This window comes from Streptomyces anandii JCM 4720, from assembly GCF_014650655.1.
Taxonomy (GTDB): domain Bacteria; phylum Actinomycetota; class Actinomycetes; order Streptomycetales; family Streptomycetaceae; genus Streptomyces; species Streptomyces anandii.
The window spans coordinates 666,788-690,658 of record NZ_BMVJ01000001.1; the positions used below are offsets into that span (position 1 = coordinate 666,788).

Annotated in this window: 18 protein-coding genes; 14 read left to right on the plus strand and 4 right to left on the minus strand. The window is 71.5% G+C overall.

Annotated elements, in window-relative coordinates; translation table 11 throughout:
* A partial coding sequence (locus IE249_RS35975) for a maleylpyruvate isomerase family mycothiol-dependent enzyme (protein WP_229857304.1) occupies nt 1-308 on the minus strand: 308 nt, incomplete at its 3' end.
* Nucleotides 309-542: 234 nt separating this feature from the next.
* On the opposite strand from IE249_RS35975, the gene uvrA reads away from it, so the two are divergent.
* A complete protein-coding gene (gene uvrA / locus IE249_RS03010) occupies nt 543-3,551 on the plus strand; it encodes an excinuclease ABC subunit UvrA (RefSeq protein WP_189703173.1) in 3,009 nt (1,002 codons plus the stop codon).
* 129 nt (nt 3,552-3,680) lie between these two features.
* On the opposite strand, the gene IE249_RS03015 is transcribed toward uvrA, so the two are convergent.
* Nucleotides 3,681-4,592: a carbohydrate kinase family protein gene (locus tag IE249_RS03015; RefSeq protein WP_189703174.1), complete on the minus strand. Its 912-nt coding sequence runs from the start codon at nt 4,590-4,592 to the stop codon at nt 3,681-3,683.
* On the minus strand, nt 4,589-5,641 hold the full coding sequence (locus IE249_RS03020) for a LacI family DNA-binding transcriptional regulator (RefSeq protein ID WP_189703175.1): 1,053 nt from the start codon (nt 5,639-5,641) through the stop codon (nt 4,589-4,591). The genes IE249_RS03015 and IE249_RS03020 overlap by 4 nt, the downstream gene beginning before the upstream one ends.
* Nucleotides 5,642-5,862: 221 nt before the next feature.
* Between IE249_RS03020 and IE249_RS03025 the strand changes: the two genes are divergently transcribed.
* The gene (locus tag IE249_RS03025) at nt 5,863-6,288 is read left to right on the plus strand and encodes a Rieske (2Fe-2S) protein (protein WP_189703176.1); all 426 of its coding nucleotides are present in this window, start codon (nt 5,863-5,865) and stop codon (nt 6,286-6,288) included.
* Nucleotides 6,289-6,341: 53 nt separating this feature from the next.
* On the opposite strand, the gene IE249_RS03030 is transcribed toward IE249_RS03025, so the two are convergent.
* Nucleotides 6,342-7,289 carry a hypothetical protein gene (locus IE249_RS03030; RefSeq protein ID WP_189703177.1) on the minus strand — a complete coding sequence of 316 codons (948 nt, stop codon included), beginning with the start codon at nt 7,287-7,289 and terminating at the stop codon, nt 6,342-6,344.
* A gap of 362 nt (nt 7,290-7,651) precedes the next feature.
* Here IE249_RS03030 and uvrC point away from each other — a divergent pair, with 362 nt between their 5' ends.
* The 12 genes from uvrC to pgi all read left to right on the plus strand — a co-directional run bounded on the left by uvrC (nt 7,652) and on the right by pgi (nt 23,632).
* Nucleotides 7,652-9,793, plus strand: a complete 2,142-nt coding sequence (uvrC, locus tag IE249_RS03035) for an excinuclease ABC subunit UvrC (RefSeq protein ID WP_189703178.1) — start codon at nt 7,652-7,654, stop codon at nt 9,791-9,793.
* Nucleotides 9,790-10,791, plus strand: a complete 1,002-nt coding sequence (rapZ, locus tag IE249_RS03040; RefSeq protein ID WP_189703179.1) for an RNase adapter RapZ — start codon at nt 9,790-9,792, stop codon at nt 10,789-10,791. Before uvrC ends, rapZ begins: the two co-directional genes overlap by 4 nt.
* Nucleotides 10,788-11,882, plus strand: coding sequence for a gluconeogenesis factor YvcK family protein (locus IE249_RS03045; RefSeq protein ID WP_189703180.1), 1,095 nt, complete (start codon nt 10,788-10,790; stop codon nt 11,880-11,882). The genes rapZ and IE249_RS03045 overlap by 4 nt, the downstream gene beginning before the upstream one ends.
* The gene (gene whiA / locus IE249_RS03050; RefSeq protein ID WP_043499846.1) at nt 11,873-12,862 is read left to right on the plus strand and encodes a DNA-binding protein WhiA; all 990 of its coding nucleotides are present in this window, start codon (nt 11,873-11,875) and stop codon (nt 12,860-12,862) included. Before IE249_RS03045 ends, whiA begins: the two co-directional genes overlap by 10 nt.
* 371 nt (nt 12,863-13,233) lie before the next feature.
* A complete protein-coding gene (locus IE249_RS03055; RefSeq protein WP_189703181.1) occupies nt 13,234-16,200 on the plus strand; it encodes a M14 family metallopeptidase in 2,967 nt (988 codons plus the stop codon).
* Nucleotides 16,201-16,447: 247 nt separating this feature from the next.
* Complete coding sequence (gap, locus tag IE249_RS03060) at nt 16,448-17,455, plus strand: type I glyceraldehyde-3-phosphate dehydrogenase (RefSeq protein ID WP_189703182.1); 1,008 nt, start codon at nt 16,448-16,450, stop codon at nt 17,453-17,455.
* Between the two features lie 153 nt (nt 17,456-17,608).
* On the plus strand, nt 17,609-18,820 hold the full coding sequence (locus IE249_RS03065; RefSeq protein WP_189703183.1) for a phosphoglycerate kinase: 1,212 nt from the start codon (nt 17,609-17,611) through the stop codon (nt 18,818-18,820).
* Nucleotides 18,821-18,826: 6 nt separating this feature from the next.
* Complete coding sequence (tpiA, locus tag IE249_RS03070) at nt 18,827-19,603, plus strand: triose-phosphate isomerase (RefSeq protein ID WP_189703184.1); 777 nt, start codon at nt 18,827-18,829, stop codon at nt 19,601-19,603.
* A 121-nt stretch (nt 19,604-19,724) separates the two neighbouring features.
* Nucleotides 19,725-19,961: a preprotein translocase subunit SecG gene (secG, locus tag IE249_RS03075; RefSeq protein WP_100569504.1), complete on the plus strand. Its 237-nt coding sequence runs from the start codon at nt 19,725-19,727 to the stop codon at nt 19,959-19,961.
* A 206-nt stretch (nt 19,962-20,167) separates the two neighbouring features.
* Nucleotides 20,168-20,503, plus strand: a complete 336-nt coding sequence (locus tag IE249_RS03080) for an RNA polymerase-binding protein RbpA (protein ID WP_003957010.1) — start codon at nt 20,168-20,170, stop codon at nt 20,501-20,503.
* A gap of 138 nt (nt 20,504-20,641) precedes the next feature.
* A complete protein-coding gene (locus tag IE249_RS03085; protein WP_189703185.1) occupies nt 20,642-21,913 on the plus strand; it encodes an MFS transporter in 1,272 nt (423 codons plus the stop codon).
* Between the two features lie 66 nt (nt 21,914-21,979).
* Complete coding sequence (gene pgi, locus IE249_RS03090) at nt 21,980-23,632, plus strand: glucose-6-phosphate isomerase (RefSeq protein WP_189703186.1); 1,653 nt, start codon at nt 21,980-21,982, stop codon at nt 23,630-23,632.
* Nucleotides 23,633-23,871 lie beyond the last annotated feature (239 nt).

Sequence of the window (23,871 nt, forward strand, 5' to 3'; positions counted from 1 at the left end):
GCGGCACCCGCCTCCTGGAACCGGGCCGCGCTCTCGCGCACGTCGGCGAGCTGGGCCTCCAGAGGACGCGGGGCGTCCCGCTCGATGTCGGCGTCCCGGGCCTCGCCGGAGACGTACATGGGACGTCCCTCGAGGACGTTCACGAGAGCGTCCGCGTTGCGGGCGAGGTGGGCGAGGACATGACCCCGGGTCCAGCCGGGAAGCCGTGACTGGTCGGTCACACCGGCGTTGTCCAGCTTGGCGGCTGCGGTCAGCAGTCGCTCGGTGGCGCTGCGCACAGACTCCAGGTCGCGTACGTGATCAATCATGACTGCGACCCTAGCCGGGCCACACGTTCGGGTGAAGGTGGCCGACCGTGCCCGTAAATCGAATGCGCGTGCTATAAGGTCGGAGGCGGCGTCGGGCATGCTGGAAGGCCGGGGATTGTTGACCATCCAGGCGCATCCGGGAATCCCCCCCGGCGTTGTCAGTGGCTCCCCCTAGTCTGAGAAAGCACGGGGGCCCCGCCCCTGTCACTTCTCTCAAGAAAGGTGCGGACCGGCGTGGCCGACCGTCTCATCGTCCGTGGCGCGCGCGAGCACAACCTGAAGAACGTCTCGCTCGACCTGCCTCGGGACTCGCTCATCGTCTTCACGGGCCTGTCCGGGTCGGGCAAGTCCTCCCTGGCCTTCGACACCATCTTCGCCGAGGGTCAGCGGCGCTACGTGGAGTCGCTCTCCTCCTATGCCCGGCAGTTCCTCGGCCAGATGGACAAGCCGGACGTCGACTTCATCGAGGGCCTCTCCCCGGCGGTCTCCATCGACCAGAAGTCGACGTCGCGCAACCCGCGCTCCACGGTCGGCACCATCACCGAGGTCTACGACTACCTGCGCCTGCTCTTCGCCCGCATCGGCAAGCCGCACTGCCCCGAGTGCGGCCGCCCGATCTCGCGACAGTCGCCGCAGGCGATCGTCGACCGGGTCCTGGAGCTGCCGGAGGGCAGCCGCTTCCAGGTGCTCTCGCCGCTGGTGCGCGAGCGCAAGGGTGAGTTCGTCGACCTGTTCGCCGACCTCCAGACCAAGGGCTACTCCCGCGCGCGCGTGGACGGCGAGACCGTCCAGCTCTCCAGCCCGCCCACGCTGAAGAAGCAGGAGAAGCACACCATCGAGGTGGTCGTCGACCGCCTCACCGTGAAGGACGGCGCCAAGCGCCGCCTGACCGACTCCGTGGAGACCGCCCTCGGGCTCTCCGGCGGCATGGTCGTGCTCGACTTCGTCGACCTCCCCGAGGACGACCCCGAGCGCGAGCGCATGTACTCCGAGCACCTGTACTGCCCCTACGACGACCTGTCGTTCGAGGAACTGGAGCCCCGCTCCTTCTCCTTCAACTCGCCCTTCGGCGCCTGCCCCGAGTGCACCGGCATCGGCACGCGCATGGAGGTCGACCCCGAACTGATCGTCCCGGACGTGGAGAAGAGCCTCGACGAGGGCGCGATCCACCCCTGGTCGCACGGGCACACCAAGGACTACTTCGGCCGCCTGATCGGTGCCCTCGCCGACGCGCTGGGCTTCCGCACCGACATCCCCTTCGCGGGCCTGCCCCAGCGCGCCAAGAAGGCCCTGCTGTACGGCCACAAGACCCAGATCGAGGTCCGATACCGCAACCGGTACGGGCGCGAGCGCGTCTACACCACGCCCTTCGAGGGCGCGGTCCCCTTCGTCAAGCGCCGGCACAGCGAGGCCGAGAGCGACGCCGGCCGCGAGCGCTTCGAGGGCTACATGCGCGAGGTGCCCTGCCCCACCTGTGAGGGCACCCGCCTCAAGCCCGTCGTCCTCGCGGTCACCCTCATGGGCAAGTCGATCGCCGAGATCTCCGCCATGTCCATCAGCGACTGCGCGGAGTTCCTCGGCGAGCTGAGGCTCACCGCCCGCGACAAGAAGATCGCCGAGCGCGTGCTCAAGGAGGTCAACGAGCGGCTGCGGTTCCTGGTCGACGTCGGCCTGGACTACCTCTCGCTGAACCGCGCGGCCGGCACGCTCTCCGGCGGCGAGGCCCAGCGCATCCGCCTGGCCACCCAGATCGGCTCCGGCCTCGTGGGGGTGCTCTACGTCCTCGACGAGCCGTCCATCGGCCTGCACCAGCGCGACAACCACCGGCTGATCGAAACGCTGGTCCGGCTCAGGGACATGGGCAACACGCTCATCGTCGTCGAGCACGACGAGGACACCATCAAGGTCGCCGACTGGGTCGTCGACATCGGCCCCGGCGCCGGCGAGCACGGCGGCAAGGTCGTGCACAGCGGCTCCCTGAAGGAACTGCTCGCCAACGCCGAGTCGCAGACCGGCCAGTACCTGTCCGGCAAGAAGTCGATCCCGCTGCCCGACATCCGGCGCCCGCGCGACCCGGCCCGGCAGCTCACGGTCCACGGCGCCCGCGAGAACAACCTCCAGGACATCGACGTGTCCTTCCCGCTCGGCGTCTTCACGGCCGTCACCGGTGTCTCGGGATCCGGCAAGTCGACGCTGGTGAACGACATCCTCTACACCCACCTGGCCCGCGAGCTGAACGGCGCGCGCAATGTGCCGGGACGCCACACGCGCGTGGACGGCGACGACCTCGTCGACAAGGTCGTGCACGTCGACCAGTCGCCCATCGGCCGCACCCCGCGGTCCAACCCGGCGACGTACACCGGCGTCTTCGACCACATCCGCAAGCTGTTCGCCGAGACCACCGAGGCGAAGGTCAGGGGCTACCTGCCCGGCCGCTTCTCCTTCAACGTCAAGGGCGGCCGCTGCGAGAACTGCGCGGGCGACGGCACCATCAAGATCGAGATGAACTTCCTCCCGGACGTCTACGTCCCCTGCGAGGTCTGCCACGGCGCCCGGTACAACCGGGAGACGCTGGAGGTCCACTACAAGGGCAAGTCCATCGCCGACGTGCTGAACATGCCGATCGAGGAGGCGACCGACTTCTTCGAGGCCGTCCCGGCGATCGCCCGCCACCTCAGGACCCTCAAGGACGTCGGCCTCGGCTACGTCCGGCTCGGCCAGTCCGCGACCACCCTGTCCGGCGGTGAGGCACAGCGCGTGAAGCTCGCCAGCGAGCTGCAGCGCCGCTCCACCGGACGCACGGTCTACGTCCTGGACGAGCCGACCACCGGTCTGCACTTCGAGGACATCAGCAAGCTGCTGAAGGTCCTGTCCGGCCTGGTCGACAAGGGCAACACGGTCATCGTCATCGAGCACAACCTCGATGTGATCAAAACGGCCGACTGGGTCGTCGACATGGGACCCGAGGGCGGCGCTGGCGGCGGCCTGGTGGTCGCCGAGGGAACCCCCGAGCAGGTGGCTGGCGTTCCGGCCAGCCACACCGGCAAGTTCCTGCGCGAGATCCTGGGCGCAGACCGGATCAGCGACGCCGAGCCGGTCAAGACCCCGCGCAGGACCGCCGCCAAGAAGGCCGTCGCGGCCGCGTCGACGGCACGGCGGACGGCCACCGCCAAGACGGTGAACAGCGCCGCTGCCAAGAAGGCCGCACCCGCCAAGAAGGCCACGCGCACGCGCAAGGCCTGAGCAGGCGGTACTGGTACGGCGGGCGGCCCCGTGGTTTCATCCACGGGGCCGCCCGCCGTACATACGCCTGTACGCCCGGAGCAGGTGCGCGGGGCAGGCGCCAGGACGACCGGGCCCGGGCGACCGGGCCTAGGGCTCGCCCACCTCCGAGGCGTACGGCGGCTCCGCGCCCGCGCGGGAACAGGTGACCGCCGCCGCACGGGCCGCGAACCGCAGCAGCCCGCGCCAGCCTTCGGCACCGAGGCCCGCGATCCCTTCCGGGGAAAGGGCGTCACGGACGGACAGGCCGTGCAGCAGGGCGGCGTTGACCGTGTCACCCGCGCCGATGGTGTCGACGACGTCGACCTTCTCGCCCGGCACGGAGTACTGCGCGCCGCCCCGCACATGGGCGGTGAGCCCGTCGCCGCCGTGAGTGATCACGACCGCCGAGGGGCCGGCGGCCAGCCACTCGCACGGGCTGCCGCCCAGCCACCGCGCGTCCTCCTCCGACAGCTTCAGCAGCGACACCGAGGGCAGCCAGCCCCGGAATCGCGCCCGGTAGGCGTCCGCGTCGGCGATCAGCCCCGGGCGGACGTTCGGATCGAGCGCGGTGAACACGCCCTCGGTGGCAGCGGCCCGCAGCAGCCTCTCGTAGGCGCTCGCGCCCGGCTCCAGCACCAGCGAACAGGTGCCGAAGGACACCGCGCGGGTGCCCTCGGGCAGCCCGGCGGGGGCCGTGAACAGGCGGTCCGCGGTGCCGTCGACGTAGAAGGAGTACGCGGCCGAACCGCCGGCGTCGACCGTCGCGACGGCCAGCGTCGTCGGCTCGGGGCCGCGCTGCACCCCGGAGACGTCCACGCCCGCCCGCCGCAGTCCGTCGAGCAGGGCCTCGCCGAAGGCGTCCTCGGAGGTCCGTGAGCAGAAGGCCGTGGGGGAGCCGAGGCGGCCCAGCGCGACGGCCGTGTTGTACGGGCCGCCGCCGAGCGCCGGCTTGAGTTGCGCGAGGGCGCCCGTGCCCTGCGGTACCAGGTCGATCAGGGCCTCACCGGCGACGACGATCACGAGCGGGTTCCTTTCTCGGGCTGCCCGGGGCAGCCGCAGGACGTGCGATGGACGAAGGTGCAGGGCAGGCGCACGGTCTGCGGGGGCCTGTCCGGGGCGCCGAGGCGGTCCAGCAGCAGCCCGACCGCCCGGGCGCCGAGTTCCTTGGCGGGCTGGGCGACCGCGGTCAGCCGGGGCGAGAACAGCTCGGCCCAGTCGAAGTCGTCGAAGCAGCACAGCGCCATGTCGTCGGGCACCGACAGGCCGTGCCCGCGCAGGGCGCGCAGGGCGCCGATGGTCATCGCGTTGTTGGCCGTGACCAGTGCCGTGGGCGGCACGGCGAGGGACAGCAGGGCCTCGGTGGCGCGTTCGGCGCCCTCGGCGGTGGAGTCGCCGTGCACCACGAGCCGCTCGTCGTGGGGGAGTCCGGCGGCGGCCAGTCCGTGCCGGTAGCCGGTGATCCGCTCGCTGCTCGTGCTGAGGCCGGGCGCCCCCGCGACGAGGGCGATCCGGCGGTGGCCGAGGCCGGTGAGGTGGGTGACCAGCTGGGCCGTGGGTTCGGCGCTGTCCGCGCAGACCTGGTCGAAGTACGGCGGACCGGCCGCCCCGGTGATCGCCCCGGTGTCGACGAGCCTGTCCAGGAACACGGTCGGCACGGCGTGCCGGGCGAGGTGGGCGACGAGTTCGCGCGGCGCTGCGGAGGGAGCGACGATCATGCCGTCCACGCGGCGCTCGTGCAGCAGCCGGGCCGCCCTGAGCTCGTGCACCGGGTCGTCGTGCGGGTCGGCGATGAGCAGGCTGTACCCGTGCTCCAGGGCGCTCGCCTCGACCCCCTGGAGGATCTCCGTGAAGTAGGGGTTGCTGATCGCGGAGACCGCGAGGCCGATGGAGCGGGTGCGGGAGGTCACCAGGGAACGGGCCAGACCGTTCGGTGTGTAGCCGAGCTCCTCGACCGCGTCGAGCACCGCCTGGCGGGTGTGGGGGAGCACGGGCCGGGTGCCGTTCAGGACGTGCGAGACGGTCGCCACGGAGACTCCGGCGCTCCTCGCCACGTCGGCCATGGTGGGCATCGTCTTCCGCCTCTCGGATTCCCTGCGGCCCGCTGAGAGCGCCGTGACGGCGTGCCGCGTACGGCGACGGGTGCGCGGGCCCCGTGGCGGGGAACGTATCGCATCGGCGGCCGCGCGTAAACGCTTGCGCAAACGTTTACGCGCAACGGCCCCGCCCGCTTCCGCTCCGCCCAGCGGCGGTATCGTCGGCCCGCAGCCACCTTTGACCAGGGGAGATCCTCATGCCGGGCCGTCCTTCCGCGAGCCGTCGTACCGTCCTGCGCGGGGCGGCCGTCACACCGGTCGCCGGCCTCGGGCTCGCCGCCTGCGGACCGGGCGGCGGCACCTCGGCGCCCGCGACCCCCACGGCGCCGGTCGGCCTCGGTGCCGAGAGCGAGGTCCCCAAGGGCGGCGCCAAGCTGTACCGGGACCACAACGTCGTCGTCAGCCGGGACGCGAGCGGCGCCCTGAAGGCGTTCAGCACGATCTGCACGCATGCGGGGTGCCCGATCAACAAGCTTCAGGGGACGACCCTGGTCTGCCCTTGTCACGGCAGCGAGTTCGACGCCACCACCGGCAAGGTGGTGCGGTCACCGGCCACCGACCCGCTGGCCTCGCTCCCCGTGCGGGCGGAGGGCGGCAAGATCGTGGCGGGCCCCGGCGCCTGACAAGGGGCAAGGGGGCCAGGGCCGACACCCCCCGTCCCGGTGCGGGACGGCTCTCAGTCCCAGTCCCAGCCGATCCCCACGATGCCCGACCGGACCCGCGGCTCCACCAGGTGGACCGAACGGTGGCGCTCGCTCACCGGCAGCTCCTGGCGGCCGCTGCGCGGAGCCGCCGCCGAGTTCTGCGTGAACCGGTGGCAGCTCACCGGCAGGGCCCCGGCGTCGAAGCGCACCTGCAGCGCGTACTGGCCGCCCGCGGCCCCGAACCCGCGGACGTACTCGCGCGACACGCCCGCGGTGCCGTCCTCGACTCCGTAGCGGAACAGGAAGGTGTCGCCGGCTCGCAGCCGGGTGTCGAAGAGCAGCTCCACCACGAGCAGACCCGTCTCGTGGTGGCGCCGCACGCGTCCCGTGCGGCAGTTCTCCAGGGCGTGCACCGTCATCCGCTCCGGTGCGCAGCCCGGGTCGCCGTGGTGGACGGCCACGAAGCGGTCCACCCCGTCCCGGTGCGCGCGCACGATGTGCTGCGACTCCCGCTCCGCGAGCTCGCGCACCGGCCCGATCCGCACCCGCTCGTGGTGCCCGAGGGTGTGCAGGCCGTCGTCGAGCGGGGCGTCCAGTTCCGCCAGCAGCCGCCGTGAGACGTCCGAGGCCTCGACCAGCGAGCGGTAGGAGCGGAACGCGGACCGCCGGCCGGAGGAGCGGTCCCCGGTCTCGGCCAGCAGCCGGATCAGCGACTCGTCCGGCAGGTGCAGGATCTCCTCCAGGGCCCGCACCGCCCGCAGCGACTCCGGACGCTGCGGGCGCCGGGCGCCCTGCTGCCAGTAGCTCAGGCTGGTCACCCCCACCCTCACCCCGTAGCGCGTCAGATGGTGCTGCACGCGCTGCAGCGGCAGTCCACGGGCGGCGATCGCGGCGCGCAGCGCCACATGGAAGGGTCCGCCCTTGAGGGCCGTGTCCAGTTCCGCGGTGACGATGTCCGCCTGCTGAGTGGCGTGCGGCATGCACGGGCCTTTCTGTGAAGGTGCGGCGGCTGGTCGGGCCGTGCGCGGGTCGTCGGGGCCGTCCCGGCGCGGGGGAGGGCTGCCCTCACGTCCCGCGCCGTCCTTCACGGCCCCGAGTTCCCACGCATTGAAGCGTGTTGACCTAGTCCCGACAACACCTGAGACCCGACAGCGGTGCACTCCTGGCCGACTCCGCACCCCCGGCCCGCAGGCGCCGGGCACGGCTCCCCATGACGCGGGGACGGGGCGAAGAGACCTGGTCACAGCGTGTAGCCGTACCCTCGTACGGCCGGTGGCGCGGTGTCGTCCGGGTTGTCCACAGGCTCACCGCCGTGTCGGCCCCCGCCAGTAGGGTGTGAGACATGGCCGACCCCTCCAGCTACCGCCCCAGGCCGGGAGACATTCCGGACTCTCCCGGGGTCTACAGGTTCCGTGACGAGCACCGCCGGGTGATCTACGTCGGAAAGGCGAAGAGCCTGCGCCAGCGCCTGGCGAACTACTTCCAGGACCTGGCGAACCTCCACCCGCGCACCCGCAGCATGGTCACCACCGCCGCGTCCGTGGAGTGGACGGTGGTGTCCACGGAGGTCGAGGCGCTGCAGCTGGAGTACTCCTGGATCAAGGAGTACGACCCCCGGTTCAACGTCAAGTACCGCGACGACAAGAGCTATCCGTACCTCGCGGTGACGATGAACGAGGAGTTCCCGCGCGTGCAGGTGATGCGCGGCCACAAGAAGAAGGGCGTGCGCTACTTCGGGCCGTACGCGCACGCGTGGGCCATCCGCGACACCGTCGACCTGCTGCTGCGGGTCTTCCCCGTGCGCACCTGCTCGGCCGGCGTGTTCAAGAACGCCGCCCGCACCGGCCGCCCCTGCCTGCTCGGCTACATCGGCAAGTGCTCCGCCCCCTGCGTCGGCCGTGTCTCCGCCGAGGACCACCGCGAACTGGCCGAGGATTTCAGCGACTTCATGGCCGGCCGCACGGGCACCTACCTGCGCCGCCTGGAGAAGGAGATGACGGCGGCCGCCGAGGAGATGGAGTACGAACGGGCGGCCCGCCTGCGCGACGACATCGAGGCCCTGAAGAAGGCCATGGAGAAGAACGCCGTCGTGCTCGCCGACGCGACCGACGCCGACCTCATCGCCCTCGCCGAGGACGAGCTGGAGGCCGCCGTGCAGATCTTCCACGTGCGCGGCGGACGGGTGCGGGGCCAGCGCGGCTGGGTGACCGACAAGGTGGAGGACGTCACCACCGGCGCCCTGGTCGAGCACGCCCTCCAGCAGCTGTACGGCGAGGAGAGCGGCGACGCCGTCCCCAAGGAGGTGCTCGTCCCCGCCCTGCCGGACCCCGTGGAGCCGGTGCAGCAGTGGCTCACCGACCGCCGCGGCTCGGCGGTGTCCCTGCGCATCCCGCAGCGCGGCGACAAGAAGGCCCTGATGGAGACGGTGGCGCGCAACGCCCAGCAGGCGCTCGTGCTGCACAAGACCAGGCGCGCCTCCGACCTCACCACGCGTTCGCGGGCCCTGGAGGAGATCGCCGAGGCCCTCGACCTGGACAGCGCCCCGCTCAGGATCGAGTGCTACGACATCTCCCACCTCCAGGGCGACGACGTGGTGGCCTCCATGGTCGTCTTCGAGGACGGTCTGCAGCGCAAGGGCGAGTACCGGCGCTTCCAGATCAAGGGCTTCGAGGGCCAGGACGACGTCCGCTCCATGCACGAGGTGATCACCCGCCGCTTCCGGCGCTACCTGGCCGAGAAGGAGAGGACCGGCGAGTGGGCCGGCGACGGCGATCCGTCCACGGACGGCTCGTCCGAAGCCGCCCCCGACGGTGCCGCCCCCGACGGTCTGCCCGGTGCCGCCGCCGGCCCGTCCGGCGGCTCCGTGAACACGCTCACCGAGGACGACGGGCGCCCCAAGCGCTTCGCCTACCCGCCGCAGCTCGTCGTCGTCGACGGCGGCCGGCCCCAGGTCGCCGCCGCCCAGCGGGCCCTGGACGAGCTCGGCATCGACGACATCGCGGTGTGCGGCCTGGCCAAGCGCCTGGAGGAGGTCTGGCTGCCCGGCGAGGACGACCCGGTGGTCCTGCCCCGCAGCAGCGAGGGGCTGTACCTGCTCCAGCGGATCCGCGACGAGGCGCACCGCTTCGCCATCACCTATCAGCGCACCAAGCGGGCCAAGCGCTTCCGCGCCGGCCCCCTGGACGACGTACCCGGCCTCGGCGAGACACGCAAACAGGCGCTGATCAAGCATTTCGGCTCGGTGAAGAAGCTGCGGTCCGCCACAATCGACCAGATCCGCGAGGTGCCCGGCATAGGCCGCAAGACGGCCGAGACGATCGCCGTGGCCCTCGCCCAGGCGGTCCCGGCCGCACCTGCCGTCAACACGGCGACTGGAGAGATCATGGAAGACGTGGAAGAGACGGCACCCGAAACGACGGCGGGTGCCCCAGGGGAGCCCGTGCCCACGGGCGCCCCGGACGAGCGACGGGGGCAGGAGACATGACCGAGCACGAACCGCGGCCCACAGCGGACCGAGATCAGGCTCACGGGGAAACACGCGAGGATCAGCGGCAGCACGCGGTCCAGGAAGACGGAGCACAGGTGAGTACGGGCATCGACACGGCCGGGGTCCCCGACGCGGCCATCCCCGAGCTGGTGATCATCTCCGGCATGTCCGGCGCAGGCCGCTCCACGGCCGCCAAGTGCCTGGAGGACCTCGGCTGGTTCGTGGTCGACAACCTGCCGCCCGCGCTGATCCCCACCATGGTGGAGCTCGGCGCCCGCTCGCAGGGCAACGTGGCCCGGATCGCGGTCGTCGTCGACGTCCGCGGCCGCCGCTTCTTCGACAACCTGCGCGAGTCCCTCGCCGACCTCGAGGCCAAGCACGTCACCCGGCGGATCGTGTTCCTGGAGTCCTCCGACGACGCCCTCGTGCGCCGCTTCGAGTCGGTCCGCCGGCCGCACCCGCTCCAGGGCGACGGCCGCATCGTCGACGGCATCGCGGCCGAGCGCGAGCTGCTGCGGGAACTGCGCGGCGACGCCGACCTCGTCATCGACACCTCCAGCCTCAACGTGCACGAGCTGCGCGCCAAGATGGACGCCCAGTTCGCGGGCGAGGAGGAGCCAGAACTGCGGGCCACCGTCATGTCCTTCGGCTTCAAGTACGGCCTGCCGGTCGACGCCGACCTCGTCGCGGACATGCGCTTCCTGCCCAACCCGCACTGGGTCCCGGAGCTGCGCCCCTATACCGGCCTCAACGAGGAGGTCGCCGCCTACGTCTTCAACCAGCCCGGCGCCAAGGAGTTCCTCGACCGGTACGCCGAGCTGCTGCGGCTCATCGCCGCCGGCTACCGCCGCGAGGGCAAGCGCTACGTGACCGTCGCCATCGGCTGCACGGGCGGCAAGCACCGCTCGGTGGCCATGTCGGAGAAGCTCGCCGCGCGGCTCGCGGCCGAGGGTGTGGAGACCGTCGTCGTCCACCGGGACATGGGGCGCGAGTGACCGGACGTACGCCGCGGCTGAGCAGGCTGCGCCGGGTGGTGCCGGAGGGACGTGCCGCCCGTCAGGCGACCGAGGGGCGGCAGGCCCGCCCCGCCGAGGCGCGCGGCGGCCGGCCGCGCCGCCGCGGCGCCCAGCCCAAAGTGGTCGCCCTCGGCGGCGGCATGGGCCTGTCCGCCTCGCTCGCCGCACTGCGCCGGATCACCGGCGATCTCACCGCCGTCGTCACCGTGGCCGACGACGGCGGCTCCAGCGGGCGCCTGCGCGCCGAACTGGGCGTGCTGCCGCCCGGTGACCTGCGCAAGGCGCTGGCCGCGCTGTGCGGTGACGACGACTGGGGCCAGACCTGGTCCCGCGTCATCCAGCACCGCTTCACCTCCCAGGGCGACCTGCACGACCACGCGGTCGGCAATCTGCTGATCGTCGCCCTGTGGGAGCAGCTCGGCGACCACGTCCAGGCCCTTGACCTGGTCGGCAAGCTGCTGGGCGCGCACGGGCGCGTGCTGCCCATGTCCGCCGTGCCGCTGGAGCTCCAGGCCCTGGTCAAGGGGCACGACCCGGACCGGCCGGAGGACGTCGACACCGTCCGCGGCCAGGCCACCGTGGCGCTCACCCCGGGCGAGGTGCAGTCCGTGCACCTGGTGCCGCACGACCCGCCCGCCGTCCCCGAGGCCGTCGCCGCGGTCCTGGACGCGGACTGGGTGGTGCTCGGCCCCGGCTCCTGGTTCTCCTCGGTCATCCCGCACCTGCTGGTGCCCGAGCTGCTCGACGCCCTCACGGCCACCAAGGCCCGCCGGGTGCTCTCCTTGAACCTCGCCCCGCAGCCGGGAGAAACCGACGGCTTCTCCCCGCAGCGTCATTTGGAGGTTTTGGGACGACACGCCCCTAAACTCGCCCTGGACGTGGTGCTGGCCGACGAGGCCGCCGTGCCCGACCGCGAAGTCCTCACCGAGGCCGCCAAGCGGTTCGGCGCCGCGGTCGAGCTGGCGCCGGTGGCCCGGAGGGACGGAACTCCGCGGCATGACCCGGAGCTGCTGGCCGCCGCGTACGACCGTATTTTTCGGATGCATGGAAGGATCGGCCCATGGCGATGACGGCAGCGGTGAAGGACGAGATCTCCCGGCTCCCCGTCACCCGGACCTGCTGCAGGAAGGCGGAGGTCTCCGCCATTCTGCGGTTCGCCGGCGGCCTCCACCTGGTCAGCGGGCGCATCGTGATCGAGGCGGAACTGGACACCGCGATGGCGGCGCGGCGTCTGAAGCGCGACATCCTGGAGATCTTCGGTCACAGCTCCGAGCTGATCGTGATGGCGCCCGGCGGTCTGCGCCGCGGCTCGCGCTACGTGGTGCGCGTGGTCGCGGGCGGCGACCAGCTGGCCCGCCAGACCGGGCTCGTGGACGGCCGGGGCCGCCCGATCCGCGGCCTGCCCCCGCAGGTGGTCTCGGGGGCCACCTGCGATGCCGAGGCCGCCTGGCGCGGGGCCTTCCTCGCCCACGGCTCGCTCACCGAGCCCGGCCGCTCCTCCTCCCTGGAGGTCACCTGCCCGGGACCGGAGGCGGCCCTGGCCCTGGTCGGCGCGGCGCGCCGGCTGTCGATCGCGGCCAAGGCCCGCGAGGTGCGCGGGGTGGACCGGGTCGTCGTCCGTGACGGTGACGCCATCGGCGCGCTGCTGACGCGGCTCGGCGCCCATGAGTCCGTGCTGGCCTGGGAGGAGCGGCGGATGCGGCGCGAGGTCCGCGCCACGGCGAACCGGCTCGCCAACTTCGACGACGCCAACCTGCGCCGCTCGGCCCGCGCGGCCGTCGCGGCCGGCGCCCGGGTCCAGCGCGCCCTGGAGATCCTCGGGGACGACGTGCCCGAGCACCTCGCCGCCGCTGGGCGCCTGCGCATGGAGCACAAGCAGGCCTCCCTGGAGGAGCTGGGCGCGCTCGCCGACCCGCCGCTGACCAAGGACGCCGTCGCCGGCCGCATTCGCCGGCTGCTGGCCATGGCCGACAAGCGCGCCGCCGACCTCGGCATCCCGGGCACCGAGGCCAACCTCACCGAGGAACTGGCCGACAACCTCGCCGGCTGACCACCCCAGCCCCTGCCCGCGCCCGGCCCCTCCCCGGGCGCCGGGCCGGGGCGGCCGCCGCCCCCGGCAGCCGGTCTTCGGGCGGGGGTGCGGGCACCCCGCGTGCCCGCCGTCCGCGTGTGACCCGCTGTGGGGAAGCGCGTGGCGCGCTGTGTGCGTGGGTTGGTGATGGCAGCGTGGGATGCGATGCCGTTCCGCACGAAGCCCGCTCCTGCTCAGACCATTCGCCGCACCCCACCCACACTCGCGCGCCCGTGAGGGGGCCGAAAACGTGGGGTTTTCCTGTCTTTGAGGCACCCTTGACTCGATCAAGAAGTGACATGAACCTGGCAGCTGTTCGCCGCTGTGGCGGACCACCGCCAGGGGGTTTCATGAGACACAGAGCGAGATCGATCCTCGCTGTCGGCGCGCTCCTGCTCGGCGGAGCGGGCCTCGCACCCGTCGCCCACGCCCAGACCCAGAGCGGGAGCGGGACTTCACCCGGGCCTGACCCGGCCGAGGTGAAGGTGTTCCACGCCGACGTCACCGAGCGGCAGTTACCCCTGCTGCTCAAGGCCGGCCAGGACGGCCAGGAACTCGGCGCCCAGGTGGCCGGAAAGGGGCGCGGCACCGTCGAGCTGTACCTCACCGACGCCCAGGCCGACGCGCTGCGCAGGCAGGGCGTCCACGTCACCGAGCACGAACTGTCGGCCACGGCGAGCAAGCGGGTGCTGGCGGCCGCGCAGGGCGTGTTCCGTCCCTACAGCGGCAAGGGCGGCCTCGAGGAGGAGATCCTCCGCACCGCACGGGCCCACCCCGGACTCACCAAGGCCGTCTCCATCGGGAAGACGGTCGACGGCCAGGACATCCTCGCGCTCAAGCTCACCAGGGACGCGAGGAAGACCAGGGACGGCTCCAAGCCTGCCGTGCTGTACATGTCCAACCAGCACGCGCGCGAGTGGATCACACCGGAGATGACCCGCCGGCTGATGCACTACTACCTCGACCACTACCGCACCGACCGGCGCGTCAGGAAGATCGTCGACTCCACCGAACTGTGGTTCGTCCTGTCCGCCAACCCCGACGGGTACGACTACACCTTCAAGGACTCCTCCACCCGTCTGTGGCGCAAGAACCTGCGCGACGTCAACGGCGACGGAGTCATCTCCACCGGCGACGGCGTCGACCTCAACCGCAACTTCGCCTACAAGTGGGGCTACGACGACGAGGGTTCGTCCCCGAACCCCACCAGCGAGACCTACCGCGGCGCGAGCCCCGGCTCCGAGCCCGAGACGCGGGCGCTCGACCGGTTCGAGAAACGCGTCCACTTCACGTACGGCATCAACTACCACTCCGCCGCCGAACTCCTGCTCTACGGCGTCGGCTGGCAGGTCGCCACCCCGACCCCGGACGACGTCCTCTACAAGGCGCTCGCCGGCACCCCGGACAACCCCGCGATCCCCGGCTACCGTTCGCAGGTCTCCTCCGAGCTCTACACCACCAACGGCGAGGCGGACGGCCACGCGGGCAACGTCAACGGGATGGCGATGTTCACCCCTGAGATGTCGACCTGCCAGACCGCCTCCGACTCCGACCCGGGCGACGCCTGGAACGCCGCCGACTGCCGCTCGGTCTTCAACTTCCCCGACGACGAGAAGCTCGTCCAGCGGGAGTTCGAGAAGAACATCCCCTTCGCCCTCTCTGTCGCCGAGACGGCCTCCCACCCCGACCGGCCCAGCTCCTCGGTCGGCCTGAGCGCCGCCGACTTCACCCCGGCCGCCTTCCCGGTCTCCTACGCCCGCGGCGCCGGCCAGGAGGTCTCGGCCGTCGTACGCAAGTCCGTGCGGGACAAGGAACTGCGCTACCGGATCAACGGCGGGCGCAGCCAGGCCAGGGCGCTGCGGCCCTGGAAGGGCGGCACGACCTACGGCGGCGCCGACCACCTCTACTTCGACGAGTACCGCGCCGAGGTGCGCGGCGCACGCCCCGGCGACAGGGTCGACGTGTGGTTCACCGGCCGCACCCGGAGCGGGAAGAGGACGTCGAGCGGGCACTTCACCTACACCGTGGCCCGGCGCGCCGCCGCGAGCACCCTGGTGGTCGCCGAGGAGGGCGTGGCCGCCACGCAGGCGCGGAAGTACGTCGACGCGCTGAGGGCGAACGGCCGCGGCGCGGTCGTCTGGGACGTCGCCACCCAGGGCGTGCCCGACGCGCTCGGGGTGCTCAAGCACTTCCGCGCCGTCGTCCACTACTCCGGCGCCAAGGGCCCGGGCAACCCGACCCAGCTCCAGCTGCGCGCCTACCTCAACGAGGGCGGGAAGCTGATCGAGGCCGGTGAGCGGGCCGGCGGCAGCGTCGACCTCGGCGACGGCACCCTCTCGGACGACTTCAGCCAGTACTACCTGGGCGCCTACTCGCGTACGTCGACCTCGGGCGCGACCGGGTTCACCGGCTCAGGGAAGCTCGCCGGCTTCAGCGGCGCCCTCGCCGGCGCGCCGGGCGACCCGCTCGACGCGGCCGGCACCTACGGGGTCACCTCCGACGAACTGCCCGCCGCCCGGTACCCGCAGTTCGCGAGCGCCGGCGCGGGCGCCTTCGCCGGGACCGTCAACCCGTACGGGCCGTACTCGGGTTCGTACATGGCGGCCGCCGTGCACACCGACGACTCCTACAAGCGGCTCGCCCGCACCGTCGACCTCACCCAGGTGACCGCGGCGGACCGGCCCGCGCTGAGCACCCGGCTGCTGTGGGACACCGAACCCGGTTACGACCACGCGCTGATGGAGATCCACACCGTCGGCGCCGACGACTGGACGACGCTTCCCGAGGCGGGCGGCCGGACCAGTGCGGCGGTGCCCGCCGAGTGCGGGGCCGGGTTCCTGATCGGCGAGCACCCCTGGCTCAGGCACTACCTGACCCTGGATTCCGGCGGCTGCACGGCGACCGGCGCCACCGGCCGCTGGAACAGCTTCACCGGCTCCTCGGGCGGCTGGCAGCAGGCCGTCTTCGACCTGAGCGCCTACGCGGGCAAGCGCGTCGAGATCGCCCTCGCCTACGTCACCGACCCGGGCACCGGCGGCCACGGCGTGCTCGCCGACGACGCCTCGCTCGTGGTCGGCGGCACGGCGAGGGAGACCGAGGGGTTCGAGACCTCCCTCGGTCCGTGGAGCGTGCCGGGACCGCCGCCGGGCAGCCCCGCCGCCCTCAAGGACTGGACCCGCACCGGGACCCTGTTCCGGACCTACGGAGCGGTCACCACGGGCCGTTCGGTGCTGCTCGGCTTCGGCCTCGAACACCTCCCCTCGGCCGCCGACCGCGCGGCCCTCATGAGGCGTTCGATCGCCGCCCTCGACAAGTGAGCCGACCCCTGCACGAAAGAGTGATGAATGCGGTCAACATGCACGGACACTCATCCTGAAAAGGAGTGAATCGGGCCCCGGCTCCGGGCGGTCCGTACACCTACTCACGGGTACGGACCGCCATGCCTTTTCCGGGCCCTCCGAATGTCACTTCGGGGGCTCCAGGGAGGTAGGGTCGGGGGTGGTCGGGGACATCCCATACAGCTCGCCGGCGTCGAAACCGGCGTACCAACGAGGAGATCGGTTCGTGACGATCCGCGTAGGCATCAACGGCTTTGGCCGCATCGGTCGTAACTACTTCCGCGCGCTGCTGGAGCAGGGTGCAGACATCGAGATCGTGGCTGTCAACGACCTGGGTGACACCGCGACCACCGCTCACCTGCTGAAGTACGACACCATCCTCGGCCGCCTCAAGCAGGAGGTCACGCACACCGAGGACACCATCACCGTCGACGGCAAGACCATCAAGGTCCTGTCCGAGCGCAACCCGGCCGACATCCCCTGGGGTCAGCTGGGCGTGGACATCGTCATCGAGTCCACCGGCATCTTCACCAAGAAGGAAGACGCCGAGAAGCACATCGCCGGCGGCGCCAAGAAGGTCATCATCTCCGCGCCGGCGAAGAACGAGGACGTCACCATCGTGATGGGCGTCAACCAGGACAAGTACGACGCGGCGAACCACAACGTCATCTCCAACGCCTCCTGCACCACCAACTGTGTGGCGCCGATGGCGAAGGTCCTCGACGAGAACTTCGGCATCGTCAAGGGCCTGATGACGACCGTCCACGCGTACACCAACGACCAGCGCATCCTGGACTTCCCGCACAAGGACCTGCGCCGCGCCCGCGCCGCCGCGGAGAACATCATCCCGACCACCACGGGCGCCGCGAAGGCCACCGCCCTGGTGCTGCCGCAGCTCAAGGGCAAGCTGGACGGCATGGCCATGCGCGTCCCGGTCCCCACCGGCTCGGTCACCGACCTGGTCGTCGAGCTCTCCCGCGAGGTCACCAAGGAAGAGGTCAACGCCGCCTTCCAGAAGGCCGCCGAGGGCGAGCTGAAGGGCATCCTCGAGTACACCGAGGACCCGATCGTCTCCTCCGACATCGTCAACGCCCCGGCGTCCTGCACCTTCGACTCCTCCCTGACCATGGTCCAGGAGGGCAAGAACGTGAAGGTCATCGGCTGGTACGACAACGAGTGGGGCTACTCCAACCGCCTCGTCGACCTGACGGTCTTCGTGGGCAACCAGCTCTGATCGGCTGAAAACAGGCACCTCGATGCGAGTTGGGGCCCGGACGGCGCGCTGACGCGCCGTCCGGGCCCTGACGCACGTACGGCTGGACCCGGCCCGCCCGCGGGCCGGCCGGCCCTCGTACGATCAAGAGCCCTCTCACCAGGAGTCCCACCCATGAAGACGATCGACGAACTTCTCGCCGAAGGCGTGGACGGCAAGCGGGTCTTCGTCCGCGCCGACCTGAACGTGCCGCTCGCCGACGGCGTCATCACCGACGACGGCCGCATCCGCGCGGTCCTGCCCACCGTCAAGGCGCTCGCCGAGGCCAACGCCAAGGTGGTCGTCGCCTCCCACCTCGGCCGCCCCAAGGGTGCCCCGGACCCGGCCTTCTCGCTGCTTCCCGCCGCCGAGCGGCTCGGTGAACTGCTGGGCGCGCCCGTGGCCTTCGCCCAGGACACCGTCGGCCCTGCCGCCCACGACGCCGTGGACGGCCTCCAGCCCGGCCAGGTCGCCGTCATCGAGAACCTGCGCTTCAACCCCGGCGAGACCTCCAAGGACGACACCGAGCGCGGCGAGTTCGCCGACGCCCTCGCCGCCCTCGCGGACGTCTACGTCGGCGACGGCTTCGGCGCGGTGCACCGCAAGCACGCCAGCGTCTACGACCTGCCGGCCCGCCTGCCGCACTACGCCGGCTACCTCATCGCCACCGAGGTCGGCGTCCTGAAGAAGCTCACCGAGGACGTCAAGCGGCCCTACGTCGTCGCGCTCGGCGGCGCCAAGGTCTCCGACAAGCTCGCCGTGATCGACGAGCTGCTCGGCAAGGCCGACCGGCTGCTCATCGGCGGCGGCATGGCGTACACCTTCCTCAAGGCCCAGGGCCACGAGATCGGCAAGTCGCTCCTGCAGGAGGACCAGATCCCGGCCGTCAGGGAGTACCTCGAGCGCGCCGAGAAGACCGGGGTCGAGCTGGTCCTGCCGGTGGACACCCTGGTCGCGCCGTACTTCCCGGACCTGAAGACCAAGGCCCCGGCCAACCCCACCGCCGTCGCCGCGGACGCCATCCCCGCCGACCAGGAGGGTCTGGACATCGGTCCCGAGACCCGCAAGCTCTACGCCTCGAAGCTCGCCGACGCGGCCACCGTCTTCTGGAACGGCCCGATGGGCGTCTTCGAGCACCCCGACTTCGCCGAGGGCACCAGGGCCGTCGCCCAGGCCCTCGTCGACTCGGACGGCTTCACCGTGGTCGGCGGCGGCGACTCCGCCGCGGCCGTCCGTACGCTGGGCTTCGACGAGTCGGCATTCGGCCACATCTCGACCGGTGGCGGCGCCTCCCTCGAATACCTCGAGGGCAAGACGCTCCCCGGCCTCGCCGCACTGGAGGACTGAACCTCAATGACCACCCGCACGCCCCTGATGGCGGGCAACTGGAAGATGAACCTCAACCACCTCGAGGCCATCGCCCACGTCCAGAAGCTCGCCTTCGCCCTGGCCGACAAGGACTACGAGGCCGTCGAGGTCGCCGTCCTGCCGCCCTTCACCGACCTGCGCTCGGTGCAGACCCTGGTCGACGGCGACAAGCTCAAGATCAAGTACGGCGCCCAGGACATCTCGCAGCACGACTCCGGCGCCTACACCGGCGAGATCTCCGGCCCGATGCTGGCCAAGCTCAAGTGCACCTACGTGGCGATCGGCCACTCCGAGCGCCGCCAGTACCACGACGAGACCGACGAGATCGTCAACGCCAAGGTCAAGGCCGCCTACAAGCACGGCCTGACCCCCATCCTGTGCGTCGGCGAGGAGCTGGAGGTCCGCGAGGCGGGCAACCACGTCGCCCACACCCTCGCCCAGGTCGAGGGCGGTCTGAAGGACCTCCCGGCCGAGCAGGCCGAGACCGTCGTGATCGCCTACGAGCCCGTGTGGGCGATCGGCACCGGCAAGGTCTGCGGCGCCGAGGACGCCCAGGAGGTCTGCGCGGCCGTCCGCGGCAAGCTCGCCGAGCTGTACTCCCAGGACGTGGCCGACCGGATCCGCATCCAGTACGGCGGCTCCGTCAAGGCCGGCAACGTCGCCGAGATCATGGCGCAGGCCGACATCGACGGCGCCCTGGTCGGCGGCGCCTCGCTGGACGCGGACGAGTTCGTCAAGATCGTGCGCTTCCGCGATCAGTGACCTGATCAGCGCCGCGAGCTGCGAGTAGGCGGCGACGGCGATTCGTCGTACCCTTGCGGGGGCACGGTGGCCTGCCACCGTGCCCCGTCGTCCATCCGAATCCGAGGAAGTTGGTCCAGCCGTGGTTTTGGGGTTCTCGATCGCCCTGATCGTCTTCAGCCTGTTGCTGATGCTGCTGGTGCTGATGCACAAGGGGAAGGGCGGCGGCCTCTCCGACATGTTCGGTGGCGGCATGCAGTCCTCCGTCGGCGGCTCCTCGGTCGCCGAGCGCAACCTCGACCGCATCACCGTGGTGATCGGTCTGCTGTGGCTCGCCTGCATCATCGTGCTCGGCATCCTGATGAAGACCAGCAGCTGACGCGGCGCAGACCGCACATTCCGCACGTAAAGCCCCATGGTCGGTACGCGCTCCTGAGCGCGGCCTATCATGGGGCTTGCGTCTGTGTATGGGGACCGGTAACTCCAATCACTGGACGCGCGTTGGGCCTTACGTAGACTGAGGCGCTCGCAGCGAAGCGAAACGCCGACTCGTTTCGCGGCACCATCACGCAGGGAGTTACGACCGTGGCAAGTGGCAACGCGATCCGAGGAAGCCGGGTCGGGGCGGGGCCGATGGGCGAGGCCGAGCGCGGCGAGTCCGCGCCGCGTCTGCGCATCTCCTTCTGGTGCTCCAACGGGCACGAGACGCAGCCCAGCTTCGCCAGCGACGCGCAGGTTCCCGACACCTGGGACTGCCCGCGCTGCGGCTTCCCGGCCGGTCAGGACCGGGACAACCCGCCCGACCCGCCGCGCACCGAGCCCTACAAGACGCACCTGGCGTACGTACGGGAGCGGCGCAGCGACGCGGACGGCGAGGCGATCCTCGCCGAAGCGCTCGCCAAACTGCGCGGCGAGATCTAGGAGTTGAGGTCCGGCCGGGCCCCCACGGGGCGCGCTGCCGGACCTGTCCGGCTCCCGGCCGGCGGCCGCCCCGGACCGATTGTCAGTGGTGCCCTCTACGGTTTGTGCATCGGCGAATCGTGAGGGGGGACGACGACGGTGACGACGGTCCAGGCGGCGGAGGCCTTGGGGCGGCCCGCGTGGCGCGGGGGATTCGGGCGGCTGTGGAGCGCCGCCGTGATCTCCCGGTTCGGAGACGCGCTGCGCACCGCCGCGCTGCCCCTGCTCGCCGTGCGGCTGACGGACGAGCCGCTGGCCGTCGCCTCCGTCACCGCCTGCGCCTATGTGCCGTGGCTGCTGTTCGGCCTGCTCGGCGGGGCCGTCGCGGACCGCGTGGACCAGCGGCGCGCTATGTGGGCGGTCGACACCGTACGCGGACTGCTCGTCGCCGCCTTCGCGCTCGCCGTGGGCCTCGGACACGCCTCCATCACGCTCCTCCTCGCCCTCGCCTTCGCTCTCACCACCCTGCAGACGCTCTTCGACAACGCGGCCACGGCCCTGCTGCCCTCCCTGGTGGACCGTGAGGCGCTGGGCGGTGCCAACGCCCGGCTGATGACCGGGCAGCAACTCGCCGGGGGACTGCTGGCGGGACCGTTCGTGCCGCTGCTGCTGGCCGCCGGGGTGTTCATGCCCTTCGCGGCCGACGCGGGCACCTACCTCCTGGCCGCCGCCCTGGTCGCCTCCCTGCGGACCCGGCCGCCGGGGCGGGAGCCGCGCCCGGCCGGAAGCACCCTGCGGGCCGAGATCGGCGAGGGCCTACGCGTGCTGTGGGCGGACCGCACCCTGCGTGCGATCTGCGGGGCCACACTGCTGTGCAACATCGGCATGGGCGCCCTGATCGCCACCCTCGTGCTCCACGTGACCCGCTGGCTGCACGCGGGCGACGCCGGATTCGCGGCCGCCATGACGGCGTACTCCGCGGGCAGCCTCGCCGGCGGACTCATCGCCCAGCGCATCGCGCGCCGCACCGGCCGCCTCCGCGCGCTGATCGCCGCGGGCACCGTGCAGACCGGGTGCCTGCTGCTCGCCGGGACCGTCCGCCACCTCGCGGCCCTCCTGCCCGCCCTGCTGCTCCTCGGCGCCATGGGCATGGTGTGGAACGTCAACCAGGTCACCCTCATGCAGCAGCGCGGCCCCGAGTCCATGCTGGGCCGCATGGCCGCCGCCTTCCGCACCGCCTCGACGTCCGGCGCCCCGCTCGGCGCGCTGCTCGGCGGGGCCGCGGCGCGGGTGTACGGGCTGAACGCGCCCGCGCTCCTCGCCGCCGTCCTCTTCGGCCTCGCCGTCACCTCGTTGATATCCGCGCGCCGATGGGACGTACCTGTTGTCGTGCCGGACGACGGCGCGACGACGGGCCACCGCACGGCCTGATCAACTAGGTTGGACCGGCAGCGGGGCAGGACACAGCAGGACGGCTAGGAAAGGCTGAAGTCCGAGATGAACGCAGACGGCCGTGGCAGGCTCGACCAGACGCCCGAGTGGACCGCTCTCGCCAAGCACCGCGAGGAACTGACCGGGACGCATCTGCGGGACCTGTTCGCGGCCGACCCGGGGCGCGGTGAGGAATACACGCTCCAGGTCGGCGACCTCTACATCGACTACTCCAAGCACCTGGTGACCGGCGAGACCCTGCGGCTGCTGCGGGAACTGGCCGCGGCGACGGACGTGTTCGGGCTGCGGGACGCCATGTTCCGCGGGGAGCGGATCAACGTCACCGAGAACCGGGCGGTGCTGCACACCGCCCTGCGCGCCCCCCGGGACGCGGTGATCGAGGTCGACGGCGAGAACGTGGTGCCCAAGGTGCACGAAGTCCTCGACCGCATGGGCGACTTCGCTCGGCGCGTCCGCTCGGGGGAGTGGACCGGACACACCGGCCGGCGGATCCGCAACGTCGTCAACATCGGCATCGGCGGCTCCGACCTCGGCCCGGCGATGGCGTACGAGGTGCTGCGCGCGTACACCGACCGCGAGCTGACGGTGCGGTTCGTCTCCAACGTCGACGGGGCCGATCTGCACGAGGCGACGCGGGATCTGGACCCGGCCGAGACGCTGTTCATCGTGGCGTCCAAGACGTTCACCACGATCGAGACGATCACCAACGCGACGTCCGCGCGCGACTGGCTGGTGGCCGGGCTCGGGGGCGAGGAGAAGGCGGTCGCCCGGCACTTCGTGGCGCTGTCGACCAACGCGGAGAAGGTGACCGGGTTCGGGATCGACCCGGCCAACATGTTCGAGTTCTGGGACTGGGTCGGCGGGCGGTACTCGTACGACTCGGCGATCGGGCTGTCGCTGATGATCGCGATCGGTCCCGAGCGGTTCGGGGAGATGCTGGACGGGTTCCGTCTCGTCGACGACCACTTCCGCAACGCGCCGGCCGAGTCCAATGTGCCGCTGCTGCTGGGGTTGCTGGGGGTGTGGTACGGCAACTTCTTCGACGCCCAGTCGCACGCCGTGCTGCCGTACTCGCATTATCTGTCGAAGTTCACCGCGTACCTGCAGCAGCTGGACATGGAGTCCAACGGCAAGTCGGTGCAGCGCGACGGCGAACCCGTGCAGTGGCAGACCGGCCCGGTGGTGTGGGGCACGCCCGGCACCAACGGCCAGCACGCCTACTACCAGTTGATCCATCAGGGCACGAAGCTGATCCCGGCCGACTTCATCGGCTTCGCCGAGCCGGTGGGGGAGCTGAGCGGGGAGCTCAAGGCTCAGCACGATCTGCTGATGGCCAACTTCTTCGCGCAGACGCAGGCCTTGGCCTTCGGCAAGACGGAGGGGGAGGTTCGGGGGGAGGGGGTGCCGGAGGAGTTGGTCGCGCACAAGTCCTTCCGGGGTGGGCACCCCACGACCACGATTCTGGCGCGGGAGCTCAGTCCGGCTGTGCTGGGGCAGTTGGTCGCCCTCTACGAACACAAGGTGTTCGTGCAGGGGGCGGTGTGGAACATCGACTCGTTCGATCAGTGGGGGGTCGAGCTGGGGAAGGTGCTGGCGAAGCGGGTGGAGCCCGCGTTGGTGGAGGGGGTTGAGGTGGAGGGGCTGGACGGGTCCACTCGGGCGCTGGTGGGGAGGTACCGCGCGCTGCGGGGGCGTTGAGTCCCGGGGACTCCGGTCCCCTTGTTTCCCACCCGCCCGCCCGTCTCGGTGGGACAGCAGGTCCCGCCACGGGGCTCCGCCCCGGACCCCGACGGCGGGGGCTCCGCCCCCTGCACCCCCGCCCGGGGGTTCCGCCCCCTGCACCCCGACCGGGGGTTCTGCCCCTTGCATCCCCGCCCGGGGGCTGCGCCCCGGACCCGGCGCCCGGGGGCTGCGTCCCGGACCTCGGCGGCCGGGGG

Coding starts and splice junctions, on each gene's coding strand:
- IE249_RS03020 (WP_189703175.1), bottom strand. CDS start 5,641: ATGCCCACCATGGCCGACGTGGCGAGGAGCGCCGGAGTCTCCGTGGCG.
- IE249_RS03025 (WP_189703176.1), top strand. CDS start 5,863: ATGCCGGGCCGTCCTTCCGCGAGCCGTCGTACCGTCCTGCGCGGGGCG.
- IE249_RS03030 (WP_189703177.1), bottom strand. CDS start 7,289: ATGCCGCACGCCACTCAGCAGGCGGACATCGTCACCGCGGAACTGGAC.
- uvrC (WP_189703178.1), top strand. CDS start 7,652: ATGGCCGACCCCTCCAGCTACCGCCCCAGGCCGGGAGACATTCCGGAC.
- rapZ (WP_189703179.1), top strand. CDS start 9,790: ATGACCGAGCACGAACCGCGGCCCACAGCGGACCGAGATCAGGCTCAC.
- whiA (WP_043499846.1), top strand. CDS start 11,873: ATGGCGATGACGGCAGCGGTGAAGGACGAGATCTCCCGGCTCCCCGTC.
- IE249_RS03055 (WP_189703181.1), top strand. CDS start 13,234: ATGAGACACAGAGCGAGATCGATCCTCGCTGTCGGCGCGCTCCTGCTC.
- IE249_RS03065 (WP_189703183.1), top strand. CDS start 17,609: ATGAAGACGATCGACGAACTTCTCGCCGAAGGCGTGGACGGCAAGCGG.
- tpiA (WP_189703184.1), top strand. CDS start 18,827: ATGACCACCCGCACGCCCCTGATGGCGGGCAACTGGAAGATGAACCTC.
- pgi (WP_189703186.1), top strand. CDS start 21,980: ATGAACGCAGACGGCCGTGGCAGGCTCGACCAGACGCCCGAGTGGACC.